Annotated in this window: 19 protein-coding genes; 11 read left to right on the top strand and 8 right to left on the bottom strand. The window is 60.7% G+C overall.

Features of this window, described 5'->3' with window-relative positions; genetic code table 11:
• Positions 1–2 precede the first annotated feature (2 nt).
• Positions 3–1,919, bottom strand: coding sequence for a cytochrome c/FTR1 family iron permease (locus FHS92_RS16045; RefSeq protein ID WP_246352069.1), 1,917 nt, complete (start codon positions 1,917–1,919; stop codon positions 3–5).
• Positions 1,920–2,075: 156 nt separating this feature from the next.
• On the opposite strand from FHS92_RS16045, the gene FHS92_RS16050 reads away from it, so the two are divergent.
• The gene (locus FHS92_RS16050; RefSeq protein WP_184081758.1) at positions 2,076–2,498 is read left to right on the top strand and encodes a MerR family transcriptional regulator; all 423 of its coding nucleotides are present in this window, start codon (positions 2,076–2,078) and stop codon (positions 2,496–2,498) included.
• A gap of 437 nt (positions 2,499–2,935) precedes the next feature.
• Complete coding sequence (locus FHS92_RS16055) at positions 2,936–4,108, top strand: MFS transporter (protein WP_221231117.1); 1,173 nt, start codon at positions 2,936–2,938, stop codon at positions 4,106–4,108.
• 195 nt (positions 4,109–4,303) lie between these two features.
• On the opposite strand, the gene FHS92_RS16060 is transcribed toward FHS92_RS16055, so the two are convergent.
• The 3 genes from FHS92_RS16060 to FHS92_RS16070 are packed head-to-tail and all read right to left on the bottom strand — an operon-like array spanning position 4,304 to position 9,965.
• A complete protein-coding gene (locus FHS92_RS16060) occupies positions 4,304–7,471 on the bottom strand; it encodes an efflux RND transporter permease subunit (protein ID WP_184081760.1) in 3,168 nt (1,055 codons plus the stop codon).
• Positions 7,472–7,485: 14 nt separating this feature from the next.
• Positions 7,486–8,730 (bottom strand): efflux RND transporter periplasmic adaptor subunit, encoded by a 1,245-nt coding sequence (locus FHS92_RS16065; protein ID WP_184081761.1) that lies wholly within the window; start codon positions 8,728–8,730, stop codon positions 7,486–7,488.
• Entirely contained in the window at positions 8,727–9,965 is a 1,239-nt protein-coding gene (locus tag FHS92_RS16070) for a TolC family protein (RefSeq protein WP_184081762.1), read from the bottom strand. Before FHS92_RS16070 ends, FHS92_RS16065 begins: the two co-directional genes overlap by 4 nt.
• 525 nt (positions 9,966–10,490) lie before the next feature.
• Here FHS92_RS16070 and FHS92_RS16075 point away from each other — a divergent pair.
• On the top strand, positions 10,491–11,834 hold the full coding sequence (locus FHS92_RS16075) for an MFS transporter (protein ID WP_184081763.1): 1,344 nt from the start codon (positions 10,491–10,493) through the stop codon (positions 11,832–11,834).
• A gap of 5 nt (positions 11,835–11,839) precedes the next feature.
• Here the strand turns inward: FHS92_RS16075 and FHS92_RS16080 are convergent, their stop codons facing one another.
• Positions 11,840–12,271, bottom strand: coding sequence for a MerR family transcriptional regulator (locus FHS92_RS16080; RefSeq protein ID WP_184081764.1), 432 nt, complete (start codon positions 12,269–12,271; stop codon positions 11,840–11,842).
• An 86-nt stretch (positions 12,272–12,357) separates the two neighbouring features.
• Here FHS92_RS16080 and FHS92_RS16085 point away from each other — a divergent pair, with 86 nt between their 5' ends.
• Both FHS92_RS16085 and FHS92_RS16090 read left to right on the top strand, forming a co-directional pair.
• Positions 12,358–12,609 carry a hypothetical protein gene (locus FHS92_RS16085; protein WP_184081765.1) on the top strand — a complete coding sequence of 84 codons (252 nt, stop codon included), beginning with the start codon at positions 12,358–12,360 and terminating at the stop codon, positions 12,607–12,609.
• 65 nt (positions 12,610–12,674) lie between these two features.
• A complete protein-coding gene (locus tag FHS92_RS16090) occupies positions 12,675–13,001 on the top strand; it encodes a YnfA family protein (RefSeq protein WP_184081766.1) in 327 nt (108 codons plus the stop codon).
• Positions 13,002–13,018: 17 nt separating this feature from the next.
• Here FHS92_RS16090 and FHS92_RS16095 read toward each other — a convergent pair whose 3' ends face one another.
• Entirely contained in the window at positions 13,019–13,693 is a 675-nt protein-coding gene (locus FHS92_RS16095) for a metalloregulator ArsR/SmtB family transcription factor (RefSeq protein ID WP_221231118.1), read from the bottom strand.
• Positions 13,694–13,776: 83 nt separating this feature from the next.
• Here FHS92_RS16095 and FHS92_RS16100 point away from each other — a divergent pair, with 83 nt between their 5' ends.
• On the top strand, positions 13,777–14,517 hold the full coding sequence (locus tag FHS92_RS16100; RefSeq protein WP_184081768.1) for an MBL fold metallo-hydrolase: 741 nt from the start codon (positions 13,777–13,779) through the stop codon (positions 14,515–14,517).
• 2 nt (positions 14,518–14,519) lie between these two features.
• Positions 14,520–15,833: an MFS transporter gene (locus FHS92_RS16105; RefSeq protein ID WP_184081769.1), complete on the top strand. Its 1,314-nt coding sequence runs from the start codon at positions 14,520–14,522 to the stop codon at positions 15,831–15,833.
• Between the two features lie 248 nt (positions 15,834–16,081).
• Here the strand turns inward: FHS92_RS16105 and FHS92_RS16110 are convergent, their stop codons facing one another.
• On the bottom strand, positions 16,082–16,753 hold the full coding sequence (locus FHS92_RS16110; protein WP_184081770.1) for a class I SAM-dependent methyltransferase: 672 nt from the start codon (positions 16,751–16,753) through the stop codon (positions 16,082–16,084).
• Between the two features lie 61 nt (positions 16,754–16,814).
• The gene (locus tag FHS92_RS18750; RefSeq protein WP_425506261.1) at positions 16,815–17,087 is read right to left on the bottom strand and encodes a copper resistance protein B; all 273 of its coding nucleotides are present in this window, start codon (positions 17,085–17,087) and stop codon (positions 16,815–16,817) included.
• Between the two features lie 212 nt (positions 17,088–17,299).
• Between FHS92_RS18750 and FHS92_RS16120 the strand changes: the two genes are divergently transcribed.
• Genes FHS92_RS16120 through FHS92_RS16135 form a run of 4 tightly spaced genes read left to right on the top strand, consistent with a single transcriptional unit; the run spans position 17,300 to position 21,476 of the window.
• On the top strand, positions 17,300–18,664 hold the full coding sequence (locus FHS92_RS16120) for an MBL fold metallo-hydrolase RNA specificity domain-containing protein (protein ID WP_184081772.1): 1,365 nt from the start codon (positions 17,300–17,302) through the stop codon (positions 18,662–18,664).
• Positions 18,661–20,184: a thymidine phosphorylase family protein gene (locus FHS92_RS16125; protein ID WP_184081773.1), complete on the top strand. Its 1,524-nt coding sequence runs from the start codon at positions 18,661–18,663 to the stop codon at positions 20,182–20,184. The genes FHS92_RS16120 and FHS92_RS16125 overlap by 4 nt, the downstream gene beginning before the upstream one ends.
• Complete coding sequence (locus tag FHS92_RS16130; RefSeq protein ID WP_184081774.1) at positions 20,181–21,074, top strand: ribose-phosphate pyrophosphokinase; 894 nt, start codon at positions 20,181–20,183, stop codon at positions 21,072–21,074. The genes FHS92_RS16125 and FHS92_RS16130 overlap by 4 nt, the downstream gene beginning before the upstream one ends.
• Before the next feature lie 33 nt (positions 21,075–21,107).
• Positions 21,108–21,476: a DUF1622 domain-containing protein gene (locus FHS92_RS16135; protein ID WP_184081775.1), complete on the top strand. Its 369-nt coding sequence runs from the start codon at positions 21,108–21,110 to the stop codon at positions 21,474–21,476.
• Positions 21,477–21,945 lie beyond the last annotated feature (469 nt).

Here is a 21,945-nt window from a genome sequence, read left to right on the forward strand (position 1 = left end):
GCTCACGCTCCTCCCGGCCTCGTTGTTTCCCGTGTTGCCGCTCGCCGTTCGTTATACCAAATGCCCCAGATGACGGTGACAAGCGCCGCCACTTGTGCCAGCACGGATTGCCAGGACGGGAACAGGCCAAGGACCGAAATTCGCGGGACCTGGCTGAGCGGGCTGATGCCGATCATCCCGGCCTCCTGCAGGCCGGCAACCCCCTTTCCGGCAAGCACCACGGCGAGAACCGCGATGAGCGCCGAACTGTATTTGAAGAACTGGCTCACCGGCAATCTGGCGCTGTATCGCAGCATGATCCAGGCCAAAACCGCGAGAAGGAACGTCGCAGAGCCAGCCCCGGCTAGTACGACCGCACCGTTACCCTGAGCTGTCAGTGCGGCATAGAACACGATGGTCTCGAACACCTCGCGATAGACCACGATGAAGGCCAGTCCGAACAGAAACCAGGCCGACTGCCGCGATAGAGCGCGATTCAGTGTTTCGTGAACGTAGCGCTGCCACTCGCCGGCCTGCGACTTGCCGTGCATCCATATACCAACGGACAGCAGGACGATGGCGGCAAAAAGCGAGCCAAACCCTTCGGTGAGTTCCCGGCTTGCCCCGCTCACCCCGATGAAAAACGTGGCCACGGCCCAGGTTGCGGCGCCTGCCACCAGTGCTGCGATCCATCCGGCATGGACATGCCGCAGCAGTTCAGGCCGTTCCGCCTTGCGCAGGAAAGCGATCATGGCCACCACGATCAGGAGCGCCTCAACACCCTCGCGTAGCAGGATCGTGAACGAGCCGATGAAGGTCGAGACAGAGTTCTCCGCCTGCGGCGAGATTGCCTCTTCGGCGTCGGCGAACAAGGTATCGAGAGCCGCAACCTGATCCTTGACCGCAGAGACCGGCTCTCCCTTGCCGATCATCGCGCGCAATTTCCCCATCTCGCCTTCGATCTGGCCCATGAGCGTCGCATTGCGCGTCGCGAGAACCGCTTCGACCGGTTCGAACCCGTCAAGGTAAGCCGAAAGCGCCAGCTTGGCAGCGTTATCGTGGTCGCCGCGCTCATACGCCGCGAGGCTTTGTGACAGGCGGTCGCGCGACAGTTTCAACGATCCCGCGGGCGCAGCTTGCAACGCCACGGGGTGCGCGCGCAGATAGGCCATGAGCGCATCGGCTTTATGCTCTCCGATCCCACCGGCAAGGGCAGCAGGCGTCATGCCTGCCAGCGTCGCCATATCGGGGACGCGCTTGCGCAATGCCGGATCGCTCAACCACAGGGCCTGACCGCGGTCGCTGTCGGCAAAGGCAAATCTGGATACGTAGAAAGCCAGATTCCATCGGTCCTGGACCGGCAGTTCGCTGAAGCTGCGCATCGCCGTACCGTCGAGACCCTGGTCAATGACCTGAGCGAGCGCGAAGACGCTGCGCTCGCGCGCACGCGCCTTGTCGGTGAACGCCACCGGCTTGGGATTCAGTTTGGCGGCATCAGGGCCTTGGCCGTCCCCATTGAGACCGTGGCAACTCGCGCAATTCTCGGCATAGAGCGCAGCACCGCGCTTCAGGTCCGGCATCTTGTCCGGCGCCAGCGGCACCGGGTAAGCCTTCAGCAGATGCGCGCTGAGCGCCCGTGCGGATGTCGCCACGGCCACCGGGTCGGCCTTGCGCGCGACGGACGCCTTGAAGTCTCGTGCTTCGGACAGCAACGCTGCGCGCCGGGGTGACGCCGGAAGGGCTGAAATTTTCGTTTCGACGGACTGCGAGAACTCGACCATCTCGGCGAATTCTTGCGGATTCTTGATGGCCCCGTGCTCGACCGCGCCGCGATAATCGACGGCAACGTAGTCAAGCAGTCGCCAGGCCGTCCGCACGTCCTCGTCTGAGGCGCGGGCCACAGCCGGCAATGCCAAAGTCAGGACAATCGCGGCTACCATTCGCGGCAAAGCGAACGCCAACTGACGGTAAGTTGCAAGGGCGCGCCAGGGTGCGCGCAAAATCGATTCGACGTGGTCCATCCCTTGAGGATAGAACCTCCAGTGACTGTAGAAGCAAGGCTTTTCTTGCAAGTCATTCGCAATATGGAGGTGAGCATGGCCTATCAGGATCGAATGCCGATCGGCGAACTCGCCAGGCTGACTGGCACCAAGGTCAACACCATCCGGTTTTACGAGACCGAAGGAGTATTGCACCAGCCGCTACGGACGGCCGCTGGCCGCCGTGTCTACAACGATGCCGACGTCCGGCGTCTGACCTTTGTTCGTAAGGGCCGCGATCTGGGATTTTCCCTCAATACGGTTCGAAAAATGCTGGCCCTTGCCGATCACCCTTACCAGTCCTGCAAGGCGGTCGATGGGATTGCCCGCGAACAGATCGCTGCGATCGACCAGAAGATCACCGATCTGACCAATCTTCGCGGCGAACTCGATCGCATAATAAAAGCTTGTGAAAACGGCATAGTCGCCGACTGCAAGATACTCGATGCATTGACTCTGCCCACGATGAGGCTGGCCTGAGCATTTGCCGAGATGCTGCGCACACCGGGATGCACGACGGAATAATCGACCTGAGATGGCCGATGGTAACCGATCAATCTGAAGCCAAATCGCTTCGGAAGTCTTTTGATACCTGTCAAAGCGCGCTCCAGAGACTCGGCCTACCAACTTAGTAACATAATCTGCAGCGAGCTGTTTCTCCTCCAGTTACTGGAGGTTGTATATTTGAAATTGCCGACTCAGCCGGCTCCACAATGAGGAGTGATGATATGCGTAGGGCAGGTAATATCGTTCAATTCGGGTTTGCGTTCGCCGCAGGCTCGGCACTTCTCGCGGGTACCGCTGTCGCTCAGGCTCAAGCCGCGCCTGCGACCCCGCCGGGTCGCGCGTGATCGGCTCGTGCAGCCATGGCACTGTGGCCGACTGCAAGATCATCGAAACCCTCGCCCCCCACACCGATGGATAGGATACCCCGCACAGTCTGGGCGCTCGGTCTTGTCAGCCTGTTCATGGATCTGTCGTCCGAGATCATCCACGCACTACTGCCGCTGTTCCTGACGACGACTTTGGGTGTGAGCGTCGCCATGGTCGGGTTGATCGATGGCATCGCCGAGGCAACCGCTTCAATCAGCAAGGTGTTCTCGGGCTATATCTCGGACCGGATCGGGCGGCGCAAACCGCTGATCCTTCTAGGCTATGGACTTGGCGCCTTGAGCAAACCGCTGTTCGCTTTGGCTGGCTCGGCGACGGTCGTGCTCAGCGCACGGTTTGCCGACAGGATCGGCAAGGGTTTGCGGGGTGCCCCGCGCGATGCACTGGTGGCCGATGTCACTCCCGAAGCCATTCGCGGGCGCGCCTTCGGCCTGCGCCAGTCGCTCGATACGATCGGGGCATTCGCCGGGCCGCTGCTGGCCATCGTTCTGATGGCAGCCTTATCGGATGACATGCGCAAGGTCTTCTGGATAGCGGTTATCCCAGCAGTGCTGGCGGTACTTTTCGTCGTCTTCGGCGTATCAGAACAACACCCACCGGCACATTCCGGCTCCGGGCGGCCACCGATCAAGATCACGGATCTGAAGAGGCTCGACCGTCCGTTCTGGACGGTTGTCGTGATCGGCGTGGCGTTTACACTGGCTCGATTCAGCGAAGCCTTTCTGATCTTCAAAGCCTCGGATGAAGGCCTGCCGCTAACATTCACCCCTGCTGTGCTTGTCGTCATGAATATTGTCTATGCTCTTGGCGCTTACCCCGCCGGGATCGCCTCCGACAGATATCCTGAGCGGAGGTTGCTTGGGCTGGGCCTAATTGTCCTGATACTCGCTGATCTTGCGATTGCCTTTGTATCGGGACTAGTCGGCGTATTCGTCGGAATTGCGCTTTGGGGCCTTCACATGGCGCTTACCCAAGGCCTGATGGCAAAGCTGGTTGCGGATCGCGCTCCGCCCGAACTGAGAGGTTCGGCGTTCGGCGTATTCAATCTCGCAGCGGGGGTGGCGATGCTTGTGGCAAGCCTCCTGGCGGGTCTCCTCTGGGACAGGCTCGGTGCAAGTTCGACATTCCTCGCCGGGGCTGGATTTGCGACAATTGCCTTGATCGGGCTGGTGCGGAGTAGGATCGTGCCCGCGACCTGAAGTTCTGCCTCGATGTCGTGTGTGATCTGCTCACACTCGCCGCCGACCGCGATAAGCCCTGCCAATGAGTCGATGACATCGCCAGCGGACATCACGCTGAAGTCGAACGCAAGCTCATCGACCTCCCTGCCATGCGCGACGTACTCCAGCGCGTGATCGACAGCTGTCGGCTTGGCACGGTAGGTGACTGCAAGATCATTGAGACGCTGGGGCTTCGACCGGATCATTGGATTTCGGCAGATCGATCCTGTCTTCCCAGCCATGAATCAGGCGATAAAGTGCCGGAAGCACGATCAGCGTCAGGATCGTTGACGAGATGATCCCGCCGATGACGACCGTTGCCAGAGGCCGCTGAACTTCGGACCCGGCGCCGACATTCAGCGCCATCGGCACGAAGCCGAGCGAGGCAACCAGCGCCGTCATCAGCACGGGCCGCAATCGCGTCAACGCGCCTTCACGGATTGCTTCATCAAGAGCCATGCCGCGGATACGCAAGTCCTTGATGAACGACAGCATCACCACACCGTTGAGCACCGCTACGCCCGAGAGCGCAATGAACCCGATACCGGCCGAGATCGACATCGGGATGCCGCGTAGGGCGAGTGCTGCGACTCCTCCGGTGAGGGCGAGCGGTACACCCGAGAACACGATCGTCGCATCGCGGATCGAGCCAAACAGCATGAACAGCAATCCGAAGATCAGCAGCAATGCGAGCGGCACAACGATCTGGAGCCGGGTTGCCGCCGACTGGAGCTGCTCGAACGTGCCGCCATACTGCACGTAATAGCCCTCCGGCAGTTGAATATCGCTTTCGACCTTCTCGCGTAATTCGGTGATGAACGAGCCGAGGTCGCGCCCCCGGACGTTGGCCGTGACTACGGCGCGGCGCTTGCCGTTTTCGCGGCTGATCTGGTTGGGACCGACCGAAAGCTCGATATCTGCGACTTCGGACAGCGGGACAAACTCCGTCCCGCCATCGCCGGATCGCGGAATCGGCAAACTGCCAAGCATATCGAGATTGGTGCGCTCTGCCTCTGGCAGGCGCACCACGACCGCAAAGCGCCGGTCTCCCTCGAACACTTCACCCGCACTTCGTCCGCCAATTGCGGTCGAAACCGCATCGTGCACATCTCTGATGTTGATCCCGTAGCGGGCCAATATCGCACGGCGCGGTGTGATGGAGAGGACGGGCAAGCCGGTTACCTGTTCAAGCTTGACGTCCTCGGCCCCCGGGATGGCTGATACGACTTTTTCAATCTCGCCGCCCGATGCGAGCAATTCGTCGAGATCCTCGCCAAACAGTTTGACCGCGACGTCGGCACGGACGCCCGCGATCAGCTCGTTCAGCCGCATCTGGACGGGCTGGGTAAACTCGTAATTATTGCCGGGAATCTGCTGCACCGCTGCGTTCAGTTCCGCGACGAGCTGCGTCCGTGGTTTGCGCGGATCCGGCCAGTCCTTGCGATCCTTCAGCATGATGAAGTTATCGGCAACCGAAGGCGGCACCGGATCGGTTGCGACATCCGCGGTGCCGATCTTGGCAAAGACGCGCTCCACTTCGGGGAACTTGCTGATCCGCCTTTCAAGCACTTCCTGCATCTGCACCGCCTGGCCAAGGCTGGTGCCGGGGATGCGCAGTGCGTGCATCGCAATATCGCCTTCATCGAGATTGGGGATGAACTCGGAACCAAGCCGCGTTGCGCCAATGCCGCTGAGCACCACCAGAACAAGCGCTGCCCCGAGCAGCAATTTGCCGCGTTTGAACGTGCGGTCCAGAATGCTGGCATAGCGCGCCCGCGCCCATGCCATGATCCGGTTGTCCTTCTCCTCGACCTTGCCGGTCACGAACATCGCAATCGCGGCAGGGACGAAGGTGAGCGACAGCAGCATCGCTGCGGTCAGAGCGAGCATCACCGTGATCGCCATGGGATGGAAAGTTTTGCCCTCAATCCCCGACAAGGCGAAGATCGGCAGATACACGACCGTGATGATGATGACCCCGAAGATCGAGGGGCGGATTACTTCACTGCTGGCCGTGGCGACCAGCCCGAACCGCTCGTCGCGGTCGAGCAGACGCCCCAGGCGGTGCTGTGCTTCGCCCAGGCGGCGCAGGCAGTTCTCGACGATGATCACCGCACCATCGACGATCAGCCCGAAATCGAGCGCACCAAGGCTCATCAGATTGGCTGAGACCTTGCCTGCGGCCATGCCGGTCAATGTCATCAACATCGCCACCGGGATAACCGCCGCCGTAATCAGCGCAGCGCGGACATTGCCCAAAAGCAGGAACAGGATGACGATGACGAGCAGCGCGCCTTCGGCCAGGTTCTCCTCGACGGTGCCGATCGTGCGTTCGACCAGTTCGGTGCGGTCGTAGAGCGGCTGCGCAACAATACCCGACGGCAGCGATTTATTGACCGCTTCGAGCCGCTCGGCCGCTGCCTGCGCCACGATCCGCGGATTGCTACCAGTCAGCATGTAGATCGTGCCGAGCACAATTTCCTTGCCGTTCTCAGTCGCGGCGCCCGTTCTCAGTTCAGACCCGATGACGACCTCGGCGATATCGCCGATACGAATGGGAATACCGCCGCGCTTGGCGACGATGATCTGCGACAGGTCTGCTTCGTTGCCGGCACGACCGGGCAAACGGATCAGCACCTGTTCGCCCGCGCGCTCGACATAGCCGGCACCCGCATTGGCATTATTGGCTTCAAGCGCATTGACGACATCGGTGAGCGATAGCTTCAGGGTCGCCAATTGCGCCGGATTGGGCGTCACATGATACTGCTTGGTATAGCCGCCAACCGTATTGACCTCGGCAACGCCCGGGACATTGCGCATTTGCGGGCGCACGACCCAGTCATGGAGTGTACGCAGATCGGTGGGCGTCCACTCTGACCCATCGGGCTTGCTCGCACCGGGTTTGGACGTCACCGAATACATGAAAATCTCGCCAAGCCCTGTGGCGGTTGGCCCCATTCGCGGCTCGATCCCCGGCGGCAATTGTGATTTGGCCGCTTGCAGGCGCTCATTGACGAGTTGGCGCGCGAAATAGAGATCGGTGCCGTCTTCGAAGACGACGGTGACCTGGCTCAGCCCGTAGCGCGAGACCGAGCGCGTGTAGTTCAGCTTGGGGACACCCGCGAGTGCCGTCTCGATCGGGTAGGTGATCCGTTGTTCGGCTTCGAGCGGTGAAAACCCTTCCGCTTCAGTGTTGATCTGCACCTGGACATTGGTGATGTCCGGAACAGCGTCGATCGGCAGGCGGGTAGCACTCCAAAGCCCAAGCGCAACAAGCGCCGCGACCATTCCAAGCACCAGCCACCGCTGGCGGATCGAAAATCCGATGATACGGGCGAGCATAGTCCGGTTTCCGATCAATGGTCGTGGCTCGCGCCCGACTTTTCAATGTCGGCGCGAATGAGAAAGGCTCCCTTGGCGGCGTAGCGCGTGCCGGGCTTGATGCCGGACAGCACTTCGGTCCATTCGGGCGTCTTGCGGCCCAGCTCCAGCATGCGAACCTCATAATCGTCGCCGAAATTGGCGAAGACGACCGTAAAGTCCCGGAAACGCTGCAAAGCCTCGGTTCGCACGGCAAGCGGCACACTCACGGCGCTCACCGTAACGCGCCCCTGCAGCGCCATGCCGGGACGCCATCTGCCGTCGCGATTGGGCAGCCCGGCCCGCACCAGCGCGGTGCCGGCTGCAGCGTTGCCCGCAGGCAGATATCCGCTCAGCACGGTCTCGGCGACAGGCTGGCCATCCAGTGTTTCGATGACAACTTTCTGCCCGGGCCGGATCGTGGCAAGGTCACGGGGGAAGATATTGAACACGACCGTCGTCTGGCCAGGGTCCGTGATGACATAGAGCGGAAGGTCGTAAGTGACGTTCCCGACATTGGCAGTGCGTTCGGCGATCACGCCGCTGACCGGCGCATAGATGGGATAGACTTGCAGTGACTCGCTCGATTCGATCCGCGCCAGCAATTGGCCTTTGCGGACATGATCGCCGGCCGCCTTGGTCACCTGGACCACCCGACCCGGGAATTGCGCGCGCACTTCGGAACGGGCTGTCGTGGCAAGTTCGACAATACCCTGGACTTCGCGGGTTTCGCTGATCGTGGCCGGGCCAGCCGTCCCGATCTCGATGCCACCTTCCTTCGCAGTAGCTACCGGGATTCTGGTTCGGCCTTCGGGATTGGCGAATTTCCAGACATGGCGCTTGCCATTCTCAGTCGCGACGACTTCGACGTCGAAGCTGTGCGGCTCCATCACCACGCCCTGGCCCGCCAGAAAATCCTTTTCCGGCTTGAAGGCGAAGCGGTCGATCTCGCCGCCGAGCCGTGTCAGCGTCACCGCCATATTGACGGCTGCCGGGTCCACCGGCTTGTCGCCGCGTGTCGGATAGAGCCGGTATTGCGGCGGTTGGCCGTCTTCAAAAATGGTGACTTCGATCGCAAAATCGCCGTCCCTCAGCATCCGCCCGTTGTGCGGGCCTTTTTCATATTCCGAAGCCGCCTTGCCTTCGCTTTCGGCGGGTGCTTCAGCGCCTCCGCCACAAGCAGCCAGCGGGGCAATCAGCAGCAGCGCAGCGAGCGCGCGAATGGGTAGAGTCTGGTTCATGGCATGGTCTCCGCAGGCTGATCCGGGTCGAAACGCCCCGTCAGCCGGTCAATTTCAGTCTGGGCATCGCGAAAGCGGGTGATGGCATCGAGCCACTGTTCCTGCACCGAGACGATCGCATCGGCGGCGTCCTGCACATCGCGGAAGGTGAAGCCGCCGCGATTATAGCCTTCGCGCACCTGATCGAGCGTGCGGACCGTGCGCGGATAGACTTCGGCCATGATCGCATCGGCGCGGGTGCGGGCTGCATCGGCATCAGCCCTGAGCGAGGCAAGCCGGCGTAACCTTTCGAGACGGTCCGCCTCGGCCAGGAACTCCAGCCGCTGGCGTTCGGCCTGTGCGCGTTCGATATTACCCTGATTGCGGTCGAACCGCCCCAGCGGGATGGTGACGCCTGCCACCAGTGCAACGTCGCCTGTTCCCCGCAGATAGCGCGCGCCGCCGGACAGGGTGTAGTCCTGCGCGGCCTTGCTCTGTTCAACCACAACACCTGCCCGCGCACGGGCGATTTCGGCATCGCGCAAGGCCTGATCAGCCGCTGCAATAGTCCGGGCACTGGAATTTGGCAGGGTGAGTTTGTCCGCCAGTTGCAGATTGGTTCCCGAACCCGCCCAGAATGAGGCAAGGTGATTGCGGGCGTTTGCAAGCCGGGCCTGTGCTTCATCTCTGGCCAACCTGGCTTGAGCGACACGGGCAGCAGCGCGGGTCTCAACAAACAGCGGATCCTTGTACCCGCGCACCCGCCGCAGCGCCTCGCGCTGCATCTGGGCTTCGGTCTCAAGCCGTTCCCCACTGATTCGGGCGGCGTAGTCGGCGATCTGGACATCGATATAAGCGCGCTGAACTGCGGCGGCGAGATTGAGCCGGACGATGCGGGTGCTGGCTTTTGCCACGCCGATGTCCTGCTGGGCGAATGCAACCCGCGCCGCCCGCTTGCCCCCGCGCTCGATCGGCTGGTTATAGGTCGCGGTGATCTCTGCCTGCCCCAACACATTATATGGGCCAGTGCCGACAAAGTTCTCACCTTGAAGCGTGACGGAAGGGTTGGGCCGAACACCCGCCTGGACACGCCCCGCGCGTGCCGCAGCGATCGCTGCATCCCCAGCCCTGAGTAATGGGGTGGCCTCAGAGGCCTTTGCGACCGCCTGTTCAAGCGTCACGGTCTCGGCGCGGGCCGACTGGCCTGCCACGAGCAACGCACCCGCAAGCAATGCGGCGCGTGTTGAATCCAACATGGGGTAACTCCTGATCCTCAAATCACGCAAGGCAGGCGAAAAAGCGCCTGCCGGTTGGCGACAGGATCAGGCTGAAGGGGGTTCCAGCGGAGGCGCGAAATCGCGTGAGGTGAGCCTCGCCGCAGGCGCGGGAAACGATAAGGAGCGGCCTAGGCCCTTGCCAAACCCGGCATCAAATACTGCGGCTTCAAGACCAACTGGCGTGTTGTGCTGGTGGGGGACGTCCCCAGAACGATCCGCAGCATCCAGGGGGGTTGCTTGCTCAATCGGCCCGGCATCAACCCTTTCGTGGTCATCGGCGTGCGATGGTTCAAGCGATTGGGCTTCAAGCGAATGGACAACGCTGCCCACATGGTCGTGAGACCATGATAAGGCATGGACGTTTGCGAATAACATCACGAATGCCAGAAAAAACAGGGTGAAGCGCCGGAGCATCCACTTGCGCTAGCAGCAGTTACTTTGTTCGGCAATCTCATTGAGAAGAACTGCTTGCGGGTTTCAAGCGAATGAGACACCCCGACCATCATGTTCACAATTCTGGCCAATCGCACTTATCGCCATCTGCTGAGCGCCCAGATTATCGCGCTCGTCGGCACGGGGCTGGCAACCGTAGCTCTCGGACTGCTGGCCTTTGAGCTTGCCGGGGGCAATGCGGGTGCCGTGCTGGGAACGGCCCTGGCGATCAAGATGATCGCCTATATCGGCATCGCGCCGGTAGTCGGTGCCTTCGCCGACCGATTGCCGCGACGCGCCTTCCTCGTTGCAATGGATTTGGTGCGCGCCGCCGTTGCGCTCAGCCTGCCCTTCGTCGATCAGATCTGGCAAATCTATGTGCTGATATTCGTCCTGCAATCCGCCTCTGCGGCGTTCACCCCGACATTTCAGGCAACGATCCCTGACGTGTTGCCCGATGAAGGAGAATATACCCGCGCGCTGTCGCTCTCGCGACTAGCCTATGACATGGAAAGCCTGATCAGCCCGATCCTTGCGGCAGCCCTGCTATCAGTGATCAGCTTCCACTGGCTGTTTGCCGGAACCTCAATCGGCTTCATCTGCTCCGCACTATTTGTTGTATCGGTCGTTCTCCCACGCTCGCCTGCCAAACCGCGGAAAGGCGGAATTTGGGCAAAGACCACGCGGGGCTTGCGGATCTATCTCAAGACCCCCCGCCTGAAAGGGTTGCTGGCACTCAGCCTTGCGTCGGCAGCGGCAAGCTCGATGGTGATCGTCAACACCGTCGTCATCGTGCGCGGGGGACTCGGCTTTGGCCAAAGGGAAGTGGCGCTAACGCTTGCGGCCTATGGCAGCGGCTCGATGCTCGCTGCGCTCTTCATCCCGCGCATGCTGGACAAGGTCAGCGATCGGACCCTGATGGTGGGGGCTGCGGCGCTGCTGACCGCTGCTCTTGCAGCCATGGCCGTCGTTACCGCACTGCTTGGGACGAGTGGGGGCTATTGGCAGCTGCTGTTGGCGGGCTGGTTCGTCCTTGGTATCGCTTATTCGGCCAGCGTCACACCGTCGGGCAGGCTTTTGCGCCGCTCGGCCAATGCTGAGGACCGGCCTGCCGCCTTTGCCGCGCAATTTGCGCTCAGCCATGGCTGCTGGCTGATCACCTATCCGCTGGCCGGACAAATCGGGGCCGGTGTAGGCCAGATCGCGGCATTCGCTGTTCTGGCGCTGGTCGCCGGCATCGGAACGGTCGGGGCCTTACTGATCTGGCCTTCACATGACCCAGAATTGCTGGCGCATAGCCATGATGACCTTCCGCCCGGCCACGAGCATCTGTTTGAAGATCATGCCCAAGGCAAAAGCGCCAGTCACGCCTTTGTGATCGACGATATTCACCCGAATTGGCCGCGCATGGTCTGATCGGGCTAAGCGGAAAGCGCATTTTCGGGAACGGTCGCCAAGTCCTCGTAGATCGAGCAACAGGCGGCGGCACCACCTGCGCAGTCGCTCTCGCAGCGGGCCGCGATCAAAGTCATGGCGCGGTCGAGCGCCTTCAGTTCGGCGATCCGGACGCGGAGCGCATCACGGTGATGTGTCACGACATCCAGAGCATTGTCGCAGGAGACCGGGCGATCCCTGATCTCGACCAGAGTCTTCACCTGCTTGATCGACATCCCGAAATCGCGGCACCGCCGGATCAGCACCAAACGCTCGACGTCCTTGTGCTGATAGGCACGGTGACCGCCGTGCGTCCGGTTGGCACCGGCCAGCAGGCCAACGTCCTCATAATAACGGACAGTGGGAACACTGCACCCCGCCGCCTTCGCCGCTGCCCCAATCAACACTTCATGCACCATGATAGATTGCTCTTTCCGCTTGCACCTCAAGTTACTTGAGATTGTAGAAGCCTGTCCTTCGATTGCAAACAGCAAGGGCGTCTGTGATGAAAATGAAAACTCTGATTGGGATGGGATTGGCTTGTGCTGCCTGTTGTGCGGTACCCTTGCTCGGCTTTGCTGGCTTGACCCTGGGCAGTGCTGGCATCGCTGCAGGTTTGGGGATCTCACCCGATTTCATCATCTGCGTCCTGGGGCCGCTTGCTCTGGCTGCGGGCGTGATCGCCTTCCTGTGGAACCGTCGTCGCTCGCAGGCGTGCGTCACCTGCCAAACTGACAAGAGTTGCCGGTGCGCATAGCGGATCGACATCGCAGCATTGCTGATCCATTGGCTATGGATGACCAGTAAGAAACAGAATGTCCAATGAAGCAGTTGACGCTCTTTCTGGTTGCTGCATTGGCTGAAATCGGTGGCTGTTTTGCGTTCTGGGCATGGCTTCGGCTTGATCGCTCACCGCTCTGGCTTATCCCCGGCATGGTGTCGCTTGCGATATTTGCCTGGGTGTTGGCGCTCAGCGAGGCTGAAGCAGCAGGTCGCACCTTTGCCGCCTATGGCGGCATCTACATCGCCGCCTCGCTGGTCTGGCTCAAGGTTATCGAAGGTGTGGCACCCGATCGCTGGGATATTCTGGGTGGCCTGATCTGCCTCGCCGGGGCCGGATTGATCCTGTGGGGGCCAGGCCGTGGGTGAATGAGCGCGGCAAACGATCAGCGCGCCACGCCCTGTTGGACGGCTTCGATCGGCAGACCTGCCGCCTTCCATTCGGGAAAGCCGTCTTCCAGGCGGCGGGACTGCAAACCCCGCTCGCGAAGCGCCGCCACCGCCTCGAAGGAAAGGACACACCAAGGTCCGCGGCAATAGGCCACGACTTCGCGCGCATCGGGCAATTCGGCAAGCCGGTCAGCGAGTTCGGACAGCGGGATGTTGAGCGCGCCCGGCAGGTGCCCTGCGTCGAATTCGTCGCGCGGCCTGACGTCGAGGATGGTCACCAGGCCGTCCTGCATCCGCGCGATCAGGTCTTCGCGTGACACGGCTTCGAGCGCATCGCGGGCTCGAAAATAATCGGCCATCACCCGGTCGATCTCCGCGACGTTGCGTTCCCCTACGCGTCCGAGCGCATGGATGAGTCCCGTGACCTCGCTCTCTCCCGCGAGGCTGTAGATGATCCGCTTGCCGCGGCGATCGGCATTCACCAGCCGCGCCCGGCGCAATATCTGCAAATGCCGCGATGTATTGGCGAACGTCAGCCCGGACCGGGCCGACAGCTCCTCGACGCTCCGCTCACCCTGGGCAAGATGCTCCAGCAGCTCGAGGCGATGCGCGTGGCCAAGCGCCTGCGCCACGTCCGCGAGATGGCCGTAGATTATCTGCTTGGGACCCATGCTTGACATTGCCTCGTTTCAGTAGAACATTCAGCAGAATGATTGAATGAGTCTTACGGGACTCGAACCCGGAGTTCAAGCCCATGATCCTGCGCCAGTTCCTCCACCGCGAGCCGGTTGGCATCTCCTATCTATTCGGCTGCGGCGGCAAGGCAACCTGTGCGGTTGTCGATGCCGTCGGCGAGATCGAGCCCTATCTGCGCGCGGCCGAAGAAGGCGGAATGCAGATCCACTACGTGATCGATACCCATGTCCATGCCGACCATCTCTCGGCAGGGCGCGAACTCGCCAAGGCTACGGGGGCAGAATATGTGCTTGGCGACAAGGCCGATGTCGGCTTTCCATTCCGCTCCGTAACGGACGGCGAGATACTGCCGCTGGGAAATGTCACGGCCGAGGTCCTGCACACCCCTGGTCACACGCCCGAGCATATCTGCCTGGTCGTCACCGACCACACGCGCACGGAAGAACCCTGGTTTGTCCTGACAGGCCACACGCTGATGGTGGGCGACCTCGGGCGCACCGAGCTGGCCACCAGCGCCGTCGAGGGCGCAAGCGATCTGTTCCGCAGCGCCGCGCGGCTGAAGTCATTGCCGGACAATGTGGAGGTGCTCGCGGGCGCCTATGCCGGATCGGTGTGCGGGCGGCGCCTGAGCGGCAAGCCGTGGTCGACGATCGGCTTCGAGAAGCGCCACAACGCCGCCTTTGCCATCACCGACGAGCAGGAATTCGTCGCTCAGATGATTGCCGAAATTCCGCCGCCACCTCCCGAGGCTGCCCGGTTGCGGGCTGTCAATGCCGGTTTTGCCGTTCCGGCGGTGTGACCATGCCGGATCTGGCCATCCCCGGCGAAAGCCCGAAGCGAGCGATCCGTCTCGGCCTCAAGGAAAACTGGCCGCAGTTCGCCCTGCTGGTGCTGGTCAACGCTTTCGTCGGTGGCATGGTCGGGATCGAACGCACAGTAGTGCCGTTGATCGGGGCGGAGCAGTTTCATCTCGCCTCGACGACCTTGATCACGTCCTTCATTGTCAGTTTCGGCCTGGTCAAGGCGTTCGCCAATCTCGTCTCGGGGCAGCTTGCCGACGTCTGGGGCCGCAAGCGCGTCCTCGTGCTCGGCTGGCTGTTCGGCTTGCCCGTGCCGTTCATGATCATCTGGGCGCCAAGCTGGGAATGGATCGTCGCGGCCAATGCGCTGCTCGGCATCAACCAGGGACTGGCCTGGTCAATGACCGTAATCATGAAGGTCGATCTGGTCGGCCCGAAATCGCGCGGGCTGGCCGTCGGTCTCAATGAATTCGCGGGCTACCTCGCGGTCGGAGTTACTGCCTTGCTCACCGGCTACCTTGCGTCCCAATACGGCTTGCGCCCCGTCCCGATTTACCTCGGCATCGGCTATGCCGCCTTTGGCCTGCTATTTTCGGTCTTGCTCATCCGGGACACTCGCGATCATGTTCGCGCCGAAACGGCGGGGCACGCACGGCAGGAAGCGCCGATCCGCTTCTCCGAAGTCTTTGCCATGACCTCGTTTCGGAACCGCAACCTGTTCGCGGCATCGCAGGCCGGGCTGGTCAACAACCTCAACGACGGCATGAGCTGGGGCATCTTCCCGTTGTTTTTTTCCTCGCTTGGCCTCGGTGTCGAACGGATCGGCATCCTCAAGGCGCTCTACCCGGCAAGCTGGGGTCTGTTGCAGGTGGCAACCGGGCCGCTCAGCGACCGGTGGGGACGCAAGGGTCTCATCGTCTGGGGCATGTGGGTGCAGGCCGCCGGTCTGTTCATCACTGGCTCGACCGGGCATTTCGCATGGTGGATCCTCGGCAGTCTGCTGCTCGGGATCGGCACGGCCATGGTCTATCCCAGCCTCATCGCCGCGGTCTCGGACGCCTCCCATCCAAGTTGGCGGGCGCGTTCACTCAGCGTCTATCGCTTCTGGCGTGACCTTGGATACGCGATCGGCGCACTGTCTGCTGGCCTGATCGCCGATTTCTTCGGCTTCTCGGCCGCCATCCTCACCATCGGTGCCCTGACCTTCATATCGGGACTCGTTGTCGCGGCTGTCATGCGCGAGGGCGCAAAAACTACGCCAGGCACTGCTCCCGTTGTTGATCTGGATACATGCGCCGCGCCACCGGGTGGATAGAATTACCGTTTCAAATCACTGCCAGTTTGCCGAGAGGCCTTTGGAGGTCCCCAATTCTAAAGCCGGTCGCACCATTTGATTCGGATTGGTCGTTGCGCAGCCAGAAAGTAGAATAGCCGCAATCAGTGTTGTCATGCTCCTGGACATGATCGATGCCCGCTTCCCTATTAAACGCATTCTGAAATCGCGAGAGTGGGCGGTTAACACCAGCACAAATTCAACATTATTCTGCGCGTGGTCATATCTTCTCAGCGCTGAACGACGTCGTTCGTTTGAATATCGAAAATGGAAATCGTTCCGGTTGGGGTATCGATCGCCCAAGTAGGATCAACCTGTCGCCCGCAGATATGCGCAAGTTCGCTTTCGAGAAATCCATCGACGTTAGGTTGAGTATTTGTCCACCCATCGGCTGACTGAACAATCCTGAAGGCCTGACGCATAAGCCATCGTTGTTGCTTCGCATAATCGGCGACACACACCAGGCCCCCAGGTCGGGCTGCTGCAAACATAGCCACCAGACCAGTTCGCTTTTCCTCGATTGGAACCTGATGGAAGACGAGGCTTGAAACAACTTTATCGAACTGCCCAAAACTGGCGGCGTCACTCGCGAAGCCTGGCTGCCAGTCCACGCTGATTCCGGCCGCCAGAGCCTTGTTGCGCGCGATAGCGCGTGCCTCAGGGTCAGGATCTATGCCAACCACAACGGCATCTGGCACAGTCTTTTTGATAAGCAGCGCGAATGAACCAGTGCCGCAACCGACATCGAGAATGCGCTCGCCCGGCTCCGGTGCCAGAATTTGCAGCAGAGCCGCACGCCATCTGGCCTCTCGCGTGAGTAAGGACAGCAGCCGGTCGTAAGTGGAAGTCGGTAGGAGCCTGCCGGCAGCGGGTGTAAAATCCTCGCGTGAAACATCGGCCATGCAGATATCCTTTCCAACCGCCCAATGGATGCGTAGCTTGTGTTTGCTCCGGGCCATTAGCTCATGTCGGCCTTGATTTTGACCAAATCCGGAACCGGCCTCGCCAATGGCGTAAAAGTGCCACATCATCAAATTTCATTGCCCATCCGATGGCGACATAGGGCATTAGTTCGTTCCGAATTACATTGCGCAGGCCTGAGCCTAGCTTGGACCTCGAAAGACTCGCGACCGCACGGATGACGAGCATGTCTTGCACAGCGAAGTTGAACTCGGCACGAGGCTGAAAAATAGACCACTGGGAGATACTCTCGTCATGGCTGTTCGAGCCGGGCATATGCGTCGGTCTTGTCACAAAGGCCAGTAAACTCACGGCAGTGAGTCCAGATCACGGTTGCGGGAGGCCGCTCGAAAGGCCGCTTCCGGCACACTACGTATATCTTCCAGTTGCCGTCGCTGCTGTTCTTGTTGGCCCGCGCTGGGAAGACCTTATCCAACCATTTCAATCACTGGCGCTGGGACGGATCCGTATATGTCGGGAGTTATGCCATGAGCGCCAGACTTACCTTCCTCGGCGGATCAGGAACCGTCACAGGCTCCAAATTTCTGCTTGAGTGGGAAGGACGCCGCGTACTCGTGGACTGCGGCCTGTTCCAAGGCCATCGCGATCTAAGGGAGCGGAATTGGCAGCCTTTCCCGATTTCGCCACGAATGTTAGATGCAGTCGTTCTCACACATGCGCACCTGGACCATTCGGGTTATCTGCCTGCACTGGTTCGTGATGGTTTCAACGGGCCAGTCTTCGCGACGGGCGGAACTCTAGATCTATGCGGTCTCTTGCTGCGCGACAGCGCGCATCTGATGGAGGAGGAGGCCCGCTTCGCCAATCGTCGTGGCTACAGTCGCCATCATCCTGCCGAACCTCTCTATAACGCCAAGGATGCAGAGCGGGCCCTTGATCAGCTACGCGCTGTCGAATGGGGGGTAGAGACGGAGCTGACCCCCGGGATCACAGCCACGCTCCGCCCAGCCGGACACATTGTCGGGGCTGCGACAGTCGAACTTCATGTCAGCGGTCGGACCATCGTCTTTTCAGGCGATGTTGGCCGTTATGGGTCAGAGACCATGCTCGATCCGGCACCTGTTACACATGCGGACTATCTGCTGATCGAATCGACCTACGGAAACCGGCTCCATGACCCGTCATCCCCACTTGATGCACTGACCGCGATCGTTGACCGCACGACGCAGCGGGGCGGAACGGTAATCATCCCGGCCTTTGCAGTCGGGAGGGCGCAATCATTGCTCTTCTACTTCAGTGAACTCAAGAGGGTGGGACGCCTCGGACATGTGCCTATCTATCTGAATAGTCCGATGGCCATCGACGCGTCTGAGTTGATGTGCGCCCATTCGGGCGATCATCGGCTGACAGGCGACCAATGCCAGCGCGCCTGCGAAGGCGTTACCTACATCCGCGACGCCGAAGATTCGAAGAAGCTGGTGCGCGACCCGACCCCAAAAGTCGTCATTTCTGCAAGCGGCATGGCGACTGGCGGACGTATCCTGCATCATCTCGCACAGAGCGCCCCAGATCCGCGCAACACGATAATCCTGCCTGGATATATGGCGGCAGGCACCCGGGGTGCGGCGCTGCGCGATGGCGCGAGCGAATTGCGCATTTTTGGCCAGACCGTTCCGGTCCGTGCAGAAGTTGTCAATCTCGAGATGATGTCCGCGCACGGTGATCGCAACGATCTGCTCACTTGGCTGCGAAACTTCCGTCAACCGCCTAAGCGCACGTTTGTCGTCCATGGCGAACCAGAATCATCCGAAGCTATGTCGAGCGCGATCGAGGAGGAATTGCATTGGGCCACAAGTGTGCCGTCACACGGCCAGATTGTGGAACTTCCTTGAAAACGGCCCAACATTCATCGGGGTTGCCCCGGCTGCGTGCCCGCCGCCTCGGCCTCCAAAGCCAATACGAGGCGATCGTATTGATGCATAGGGATTGCCCGGTTTGCCGGTCGGAAGGCTTCGAGGCACGAAGCCGCATCGAACTGTCGCACGGCAAGCATTCGGTTGTCGCCACATTATTGCAGGTCGACGAAGGACTGTTTGCTCATGACGAGGCCGGCCTCTCCGAAGCTGCCTGGCGGAAGCTCGGCGTCAAGGATGGAGACCTTCTGAACATTGGCCACCCGAGGCCGCTGGCATCACTCAGTGCAGTACGGGCCAAGTTATACGGACGCCGCCTCAATGGCTCGCAGCTGGAAGCCATCGTGTCCGACATCGTCCAGGAGCGATATTCCGATGTGGAAATGGCCACATTCATCGCTGCATTCGCGAGCCAAACGTTTGATCTCACCGAAGCTACCGCGCTCACCTCCGCCATGCTTTCGACAGGCGACCGACTGGACTGGTCCCAGCCCATTATTGCCGACAAGCATTGCGTCGGCGGTCTACCCGGCAACCGGACAACACCGATTGTTGTGGCTATAGCTGCTGCCGCTGGCCTCATTATTCCCAAGACTTCCTCCCGTGCAATTACCTCACCTGCGGGAACAGCGGATGTGATGGAAACCATGACCCGGGTCGATCTCGGTCTCGATGAAATGCGGGGCGTGGTAGAACGGGAAGGCGCTTGTCTGGCCTGGGGCGGTAGCGTGCGCCTGAGCCCTGCAGACGACATCATTATCCGTGTCGAACGCTTGCTCGATGTGGATTGCGAAGCGCAGCTCATTGCTTCGGTTTTGTCCAAGAAACTGGCGGCCGGAGCGACACACGTGCTTCTCGACATCCCGGTAGGACCGACAGCAAAGGTTCGTAGCGAAGAAGCTGGCCGATCGCTTGCGAGAAACCTTGAAGCCGTCGGCTTGCAGTTGGGTTTGACGGTCAGGACAACACTCACCGATGGAAGCCAGCCGATCGGACGAGGAATCGGCCCCGCGCTCGAGGCACGCGATGTTCTCTCAGTCCTACGCCTTGAGAGTGACGCGCCCACAGATCTCAGGGAGAAAGCACTCGACCTTGCCGGGCAGTTGCTCGCGATGGTCAGCGGCAACTCGCTGGCGACCGAACGGCAACGCGCGATGGAGCTGTTGGACAGCGGTAAAGCAGGAGCGAAATTCGTCGCGATCTGCGAGGCGCAGGGTGGCTTTCATGAGCCTCCCACAGCGCTTTTTACCGAGCCGGTCATTGCCGATGATCGCGGATTGGTGTCGCACATCGACAATCGCCGCATCGCCCGCGCTGCCAAACTCGCAGGTGCCCCCGTTGCGATGGCAGCCGGTCTGAAAATGTGCGTCCGGCTTGGCGAGCAAGTGCGGAAGGGTGATCCCTTGTTCATTCTTCACAGCGAGACCCAAGGCGAGGCCGCTTACGCTCTCGACTACATTCGGGCGAACCGCGACATGATCACAGTGAGCGCGACATGAAGCCTCTCGCTTTCCACATAAGTCTCGCCGACGATCTCGCCGAAGAGCTTGTTAGCGAGTCACTTGTGGCTGGAGAATTTGAATTCAGACATTTCCCGGACGGCGAGAGCTATGTGCGCCTGGTGACGCCGGTCAGGGACCGGGATGTCCTGCTGCTATGCTCGCTTGATGGTCCTGATGCAAAGCTGCTCCCTCTGCTGTTTGCGGCCCGCGCCGCGCGTGAGCTAGGCGCCAGGCGTGTTGGGCTCGTTGCACCCTATCTGGCATATATGCGTCAGGATAAGGCATTCCACTCCGGCGAAGCGATTACTTCGACCTATTTCGCTCAGCTTCTGTCGGGCGCGTTCGACTGGCTGGTCACCTGCGACCCGCACCTTCATCGCCATACGTCGCTTGGTGAAATATATTCGATCGATACGGCGGTGATTTCGGCTGCGGGGCCGATCGCCAGATGGATCGCGGAGCGCGTTCGCTCCCCGATGCTCTTCGGACCCGACGAGGAGAGTGAACAATGGGTTTCACAGATCGCTGGTCAGATTGGCGCGCCATTCAGCGTCTTTGCCAAGCAGCGCAGCGGCGACAGGGCTGTAAGAATTTCGGGTAACGCAGACTTGGCCGGGCGAACGCCGGTCATTATCGATGATATCGTCTCCAGCGCCCGAACCATGGCGGAAGCCGTAAAGCTGCTGCGAACGCAGGGAGCGACCGCCCCCATCTGCCTTGGCGTCCACGGTCTGTTTGCAGGGGACGCAATGGCAACGCTTCGAGATGCCGGCGCTGGCGAAATCGTTACCAGCAATTCCGTCTATCATGCCACCAATGGCTTCTCGGTAGCGCCGGAATTGCTCGAGGCCATTTCGTCTTGGCTGCGCCGTGAGCCGACCACGTAAACTGACGGCCTAGTCCTTCTGGAGTCTGTGGACATGGATTCTGTTCTGATCGATGTGATCCATTGGATCACTCGCGCCATAGAGCTCACCGGCACGGGGATTATCGTGTCTGGCGCCGGTGCGGCGCTTCTAAAGTTTCTGGGACAGGTCTTCAAGGGTGCTCTCGACGAGCGGGCCGTCGGCGGCTTCCGGTCGAACCTCGGGGAAGCAATTCTTCTCGGTCTCGAATTTCTTGTCGCGGCAGATATCATCAACACGATTGCCATCCAACCCACCCTTCAGAGCCTCGCGGTCCTCGCAGGTATTGTGCTAATCCGAACGTTCCTCAGTTTTTCGCTCGAGGTCGAGATTAAAGGCCGGTGGCCCTGGCAAAGGGAAACCGGAAAGCACCGTGACACTTGATCTGCCGATCTAGCCTGCGGCGAGCTCAAATCCGAGCTGTTGGAGACGCATCGGAACATTACGTAAAGCGCGCCGCGGCAACACCGCTCTACAGGTCACATAACACCCCATCACCCTGATCTTTCTGCAGTGTCTTAGACCGCAAGGATCGATTTGTGACGGCGGCATGACTGAGAGGTTAAACATGAACGGCGCAACTGCAGGACCCGAACTCCAGCGGATCGCATTGCTGGGCACCTGCGTTCCAAGACGGTGCGGGATTGCTACCTTTACCGATGATCTCCATCACGCACTTGCAAATGCGCGGCCCAAGTTGTCCGCGATGACAATTGCCATGACGGACGGCGAAAATGTCTACGCATATCCTCCCCATGTGTCAATCGGCGTGCAAACGGGACCCCCTATCGGCGCGCAAAAGGGACCCCCTTTCACGATGGCGCAAGGTTGATCGGACACGCGCCTTTGCGCT

Origin of the sequence: Sphingobium subterraneum (assembly GCF_014199435.1) — a bacterium.
Lineage (GTDB): Bacteria > Pseudomonadota > Alphaproteobacteria > Sphingomonadales > Sphingomonadaceae > Sphingobium > Sphingobium subterraneum.

Excerpts from the sequence above, each read along its gene's own strand:
- FHS92_RS16045 (WP_246352069.1), bottom strand. The coding sequence starts at position 1,919 with ATGGTAGCCGCGATTGTCCTGACTTTGGCATTGCCGGCTGTGGCCCGC.
- FHS92_RS16050 (WP_184081758.1), top strand. The coding sequence starts at position 2,076 with ATGGCCTATCAGGATCGAATGCCGATCGGCGAACTCGCCAGGCTGACT.
- FHS92_RS16055 (WP_221231117.1), top strand. The coding sequence starts at position 2,936 with ATGGATAGGATACCCCGCACAGTCTGGGCGCTCGGTCTTGTCAGCCTG.
- FHS92_RS16060 (WP_184081760.1), bottom strand. The coding sequence starts at position 7,471 with ATGCTCGCCCGTATCATCGGATTTTCGATCCGCCAGCGGTGGCTGGTG.
- FHS92_RS16065 (WP_184081761.1), bottom strand. The coding sequence starts at position 8,730 with ATGAACCAGACTCTACCCATTCGCGCGCTCGCTGCGCTGCTGCTGATT.
- FHS92_RS16070 (WP_184081762.1), bottom strand. The coding sequence starts at position 9,965 with ATGTTGGATTCAACACGCGCCGCATTGCTTGCGGGTGCGTTGCTCGTG.
- FHS92_RS16075 (WP_184081763.1), top strand. The coding sequence starts at position 10,491 with ATGTTCACAATTCTGGCCAATCGCACTTATCGCCATCTGCTGAGCGCC.
- FHS92_RS16080 (WP_184081764.1), bottom strand. The coding sequence starts at position 12,271 with ATGGTGCATGAAGTGTTGATTGGGGCAGCGGCGAAGGCGGCGGGGTGC.
- FHS92_RS16085 (WP_184081765.1), top strand. The coding sequence starts at position 12,358 with ATGAAAATGAAAACTCTGATTGGGATGGGATTGGCTTGTGCTGCCTGT.
- FHS92_RS16090 (WP_184081766.1), top strand. The coding sequence starts at position 12,675 with ATGAAGCAGTTGACGCTCTTTCTGGTTGCTGCATTGGCTGAAATCGGT.
- FHS92_RS16095 (WP_221231118.1), bottom strand. The coding sequence starts at position 13,693 with ATGGGTCCCAAGCAGATAATCTACGGCCATCTCGCGGACGTGGCGCAG.
- FHS92_RS16100 (WP_184081768.1), top strand. The coding sequence starts at position 13,777 with ATGATCCTGCGCCAGTTCCTCCACCGCGAGCCGGTTGGCATCTCCTAT.
- FHS92_RS16105 (WP_184081769.1), top strand. The coding sequence starts at position 14,520 with ATGCCGGATCTGGCCATCCCCGGCGAAAGCCCGAAGCGAGCGATCCGT.
- FHS92_RS16110 (WP_184081770.1), bottom strand. The coding sequence starts at position 16,753 with ATGGCCGATGTTTCACGCGAGGATTTTACACCCGCTGCCGGCAGGCTC.
- FHS92_RS18750 (WP_425506261.1), bottom strand. The coding sequence starts at position 17,087 with ATGCCCGGCTCGAACAGCCATGACGAGAGTATCTCCCAGTGGTCTATT.
- FHS92_RS16120 (WP_184081772.1), top strand. The coding sequence starts at position 17,300 with ATGAGCGCCAGACTTACCTTCCTCGGCGGATCAGGAACCGTCACAGGC.
- FHS92_RS16130 (WP_184081774.1), top strand. The coding sequence starts at position 20,181 with ATGAAGCCTCTCGCTTTCCACATAAGTCTCGCCGACGATCTCGCCGAA.
- FHS92_RS16135 (WP_184081775.1), top strand. The coding sequence starts at position 21,108 with ATGGATTCTGTTCTGATCGATGTGATCCATTGGATCACTCGCGCCATA.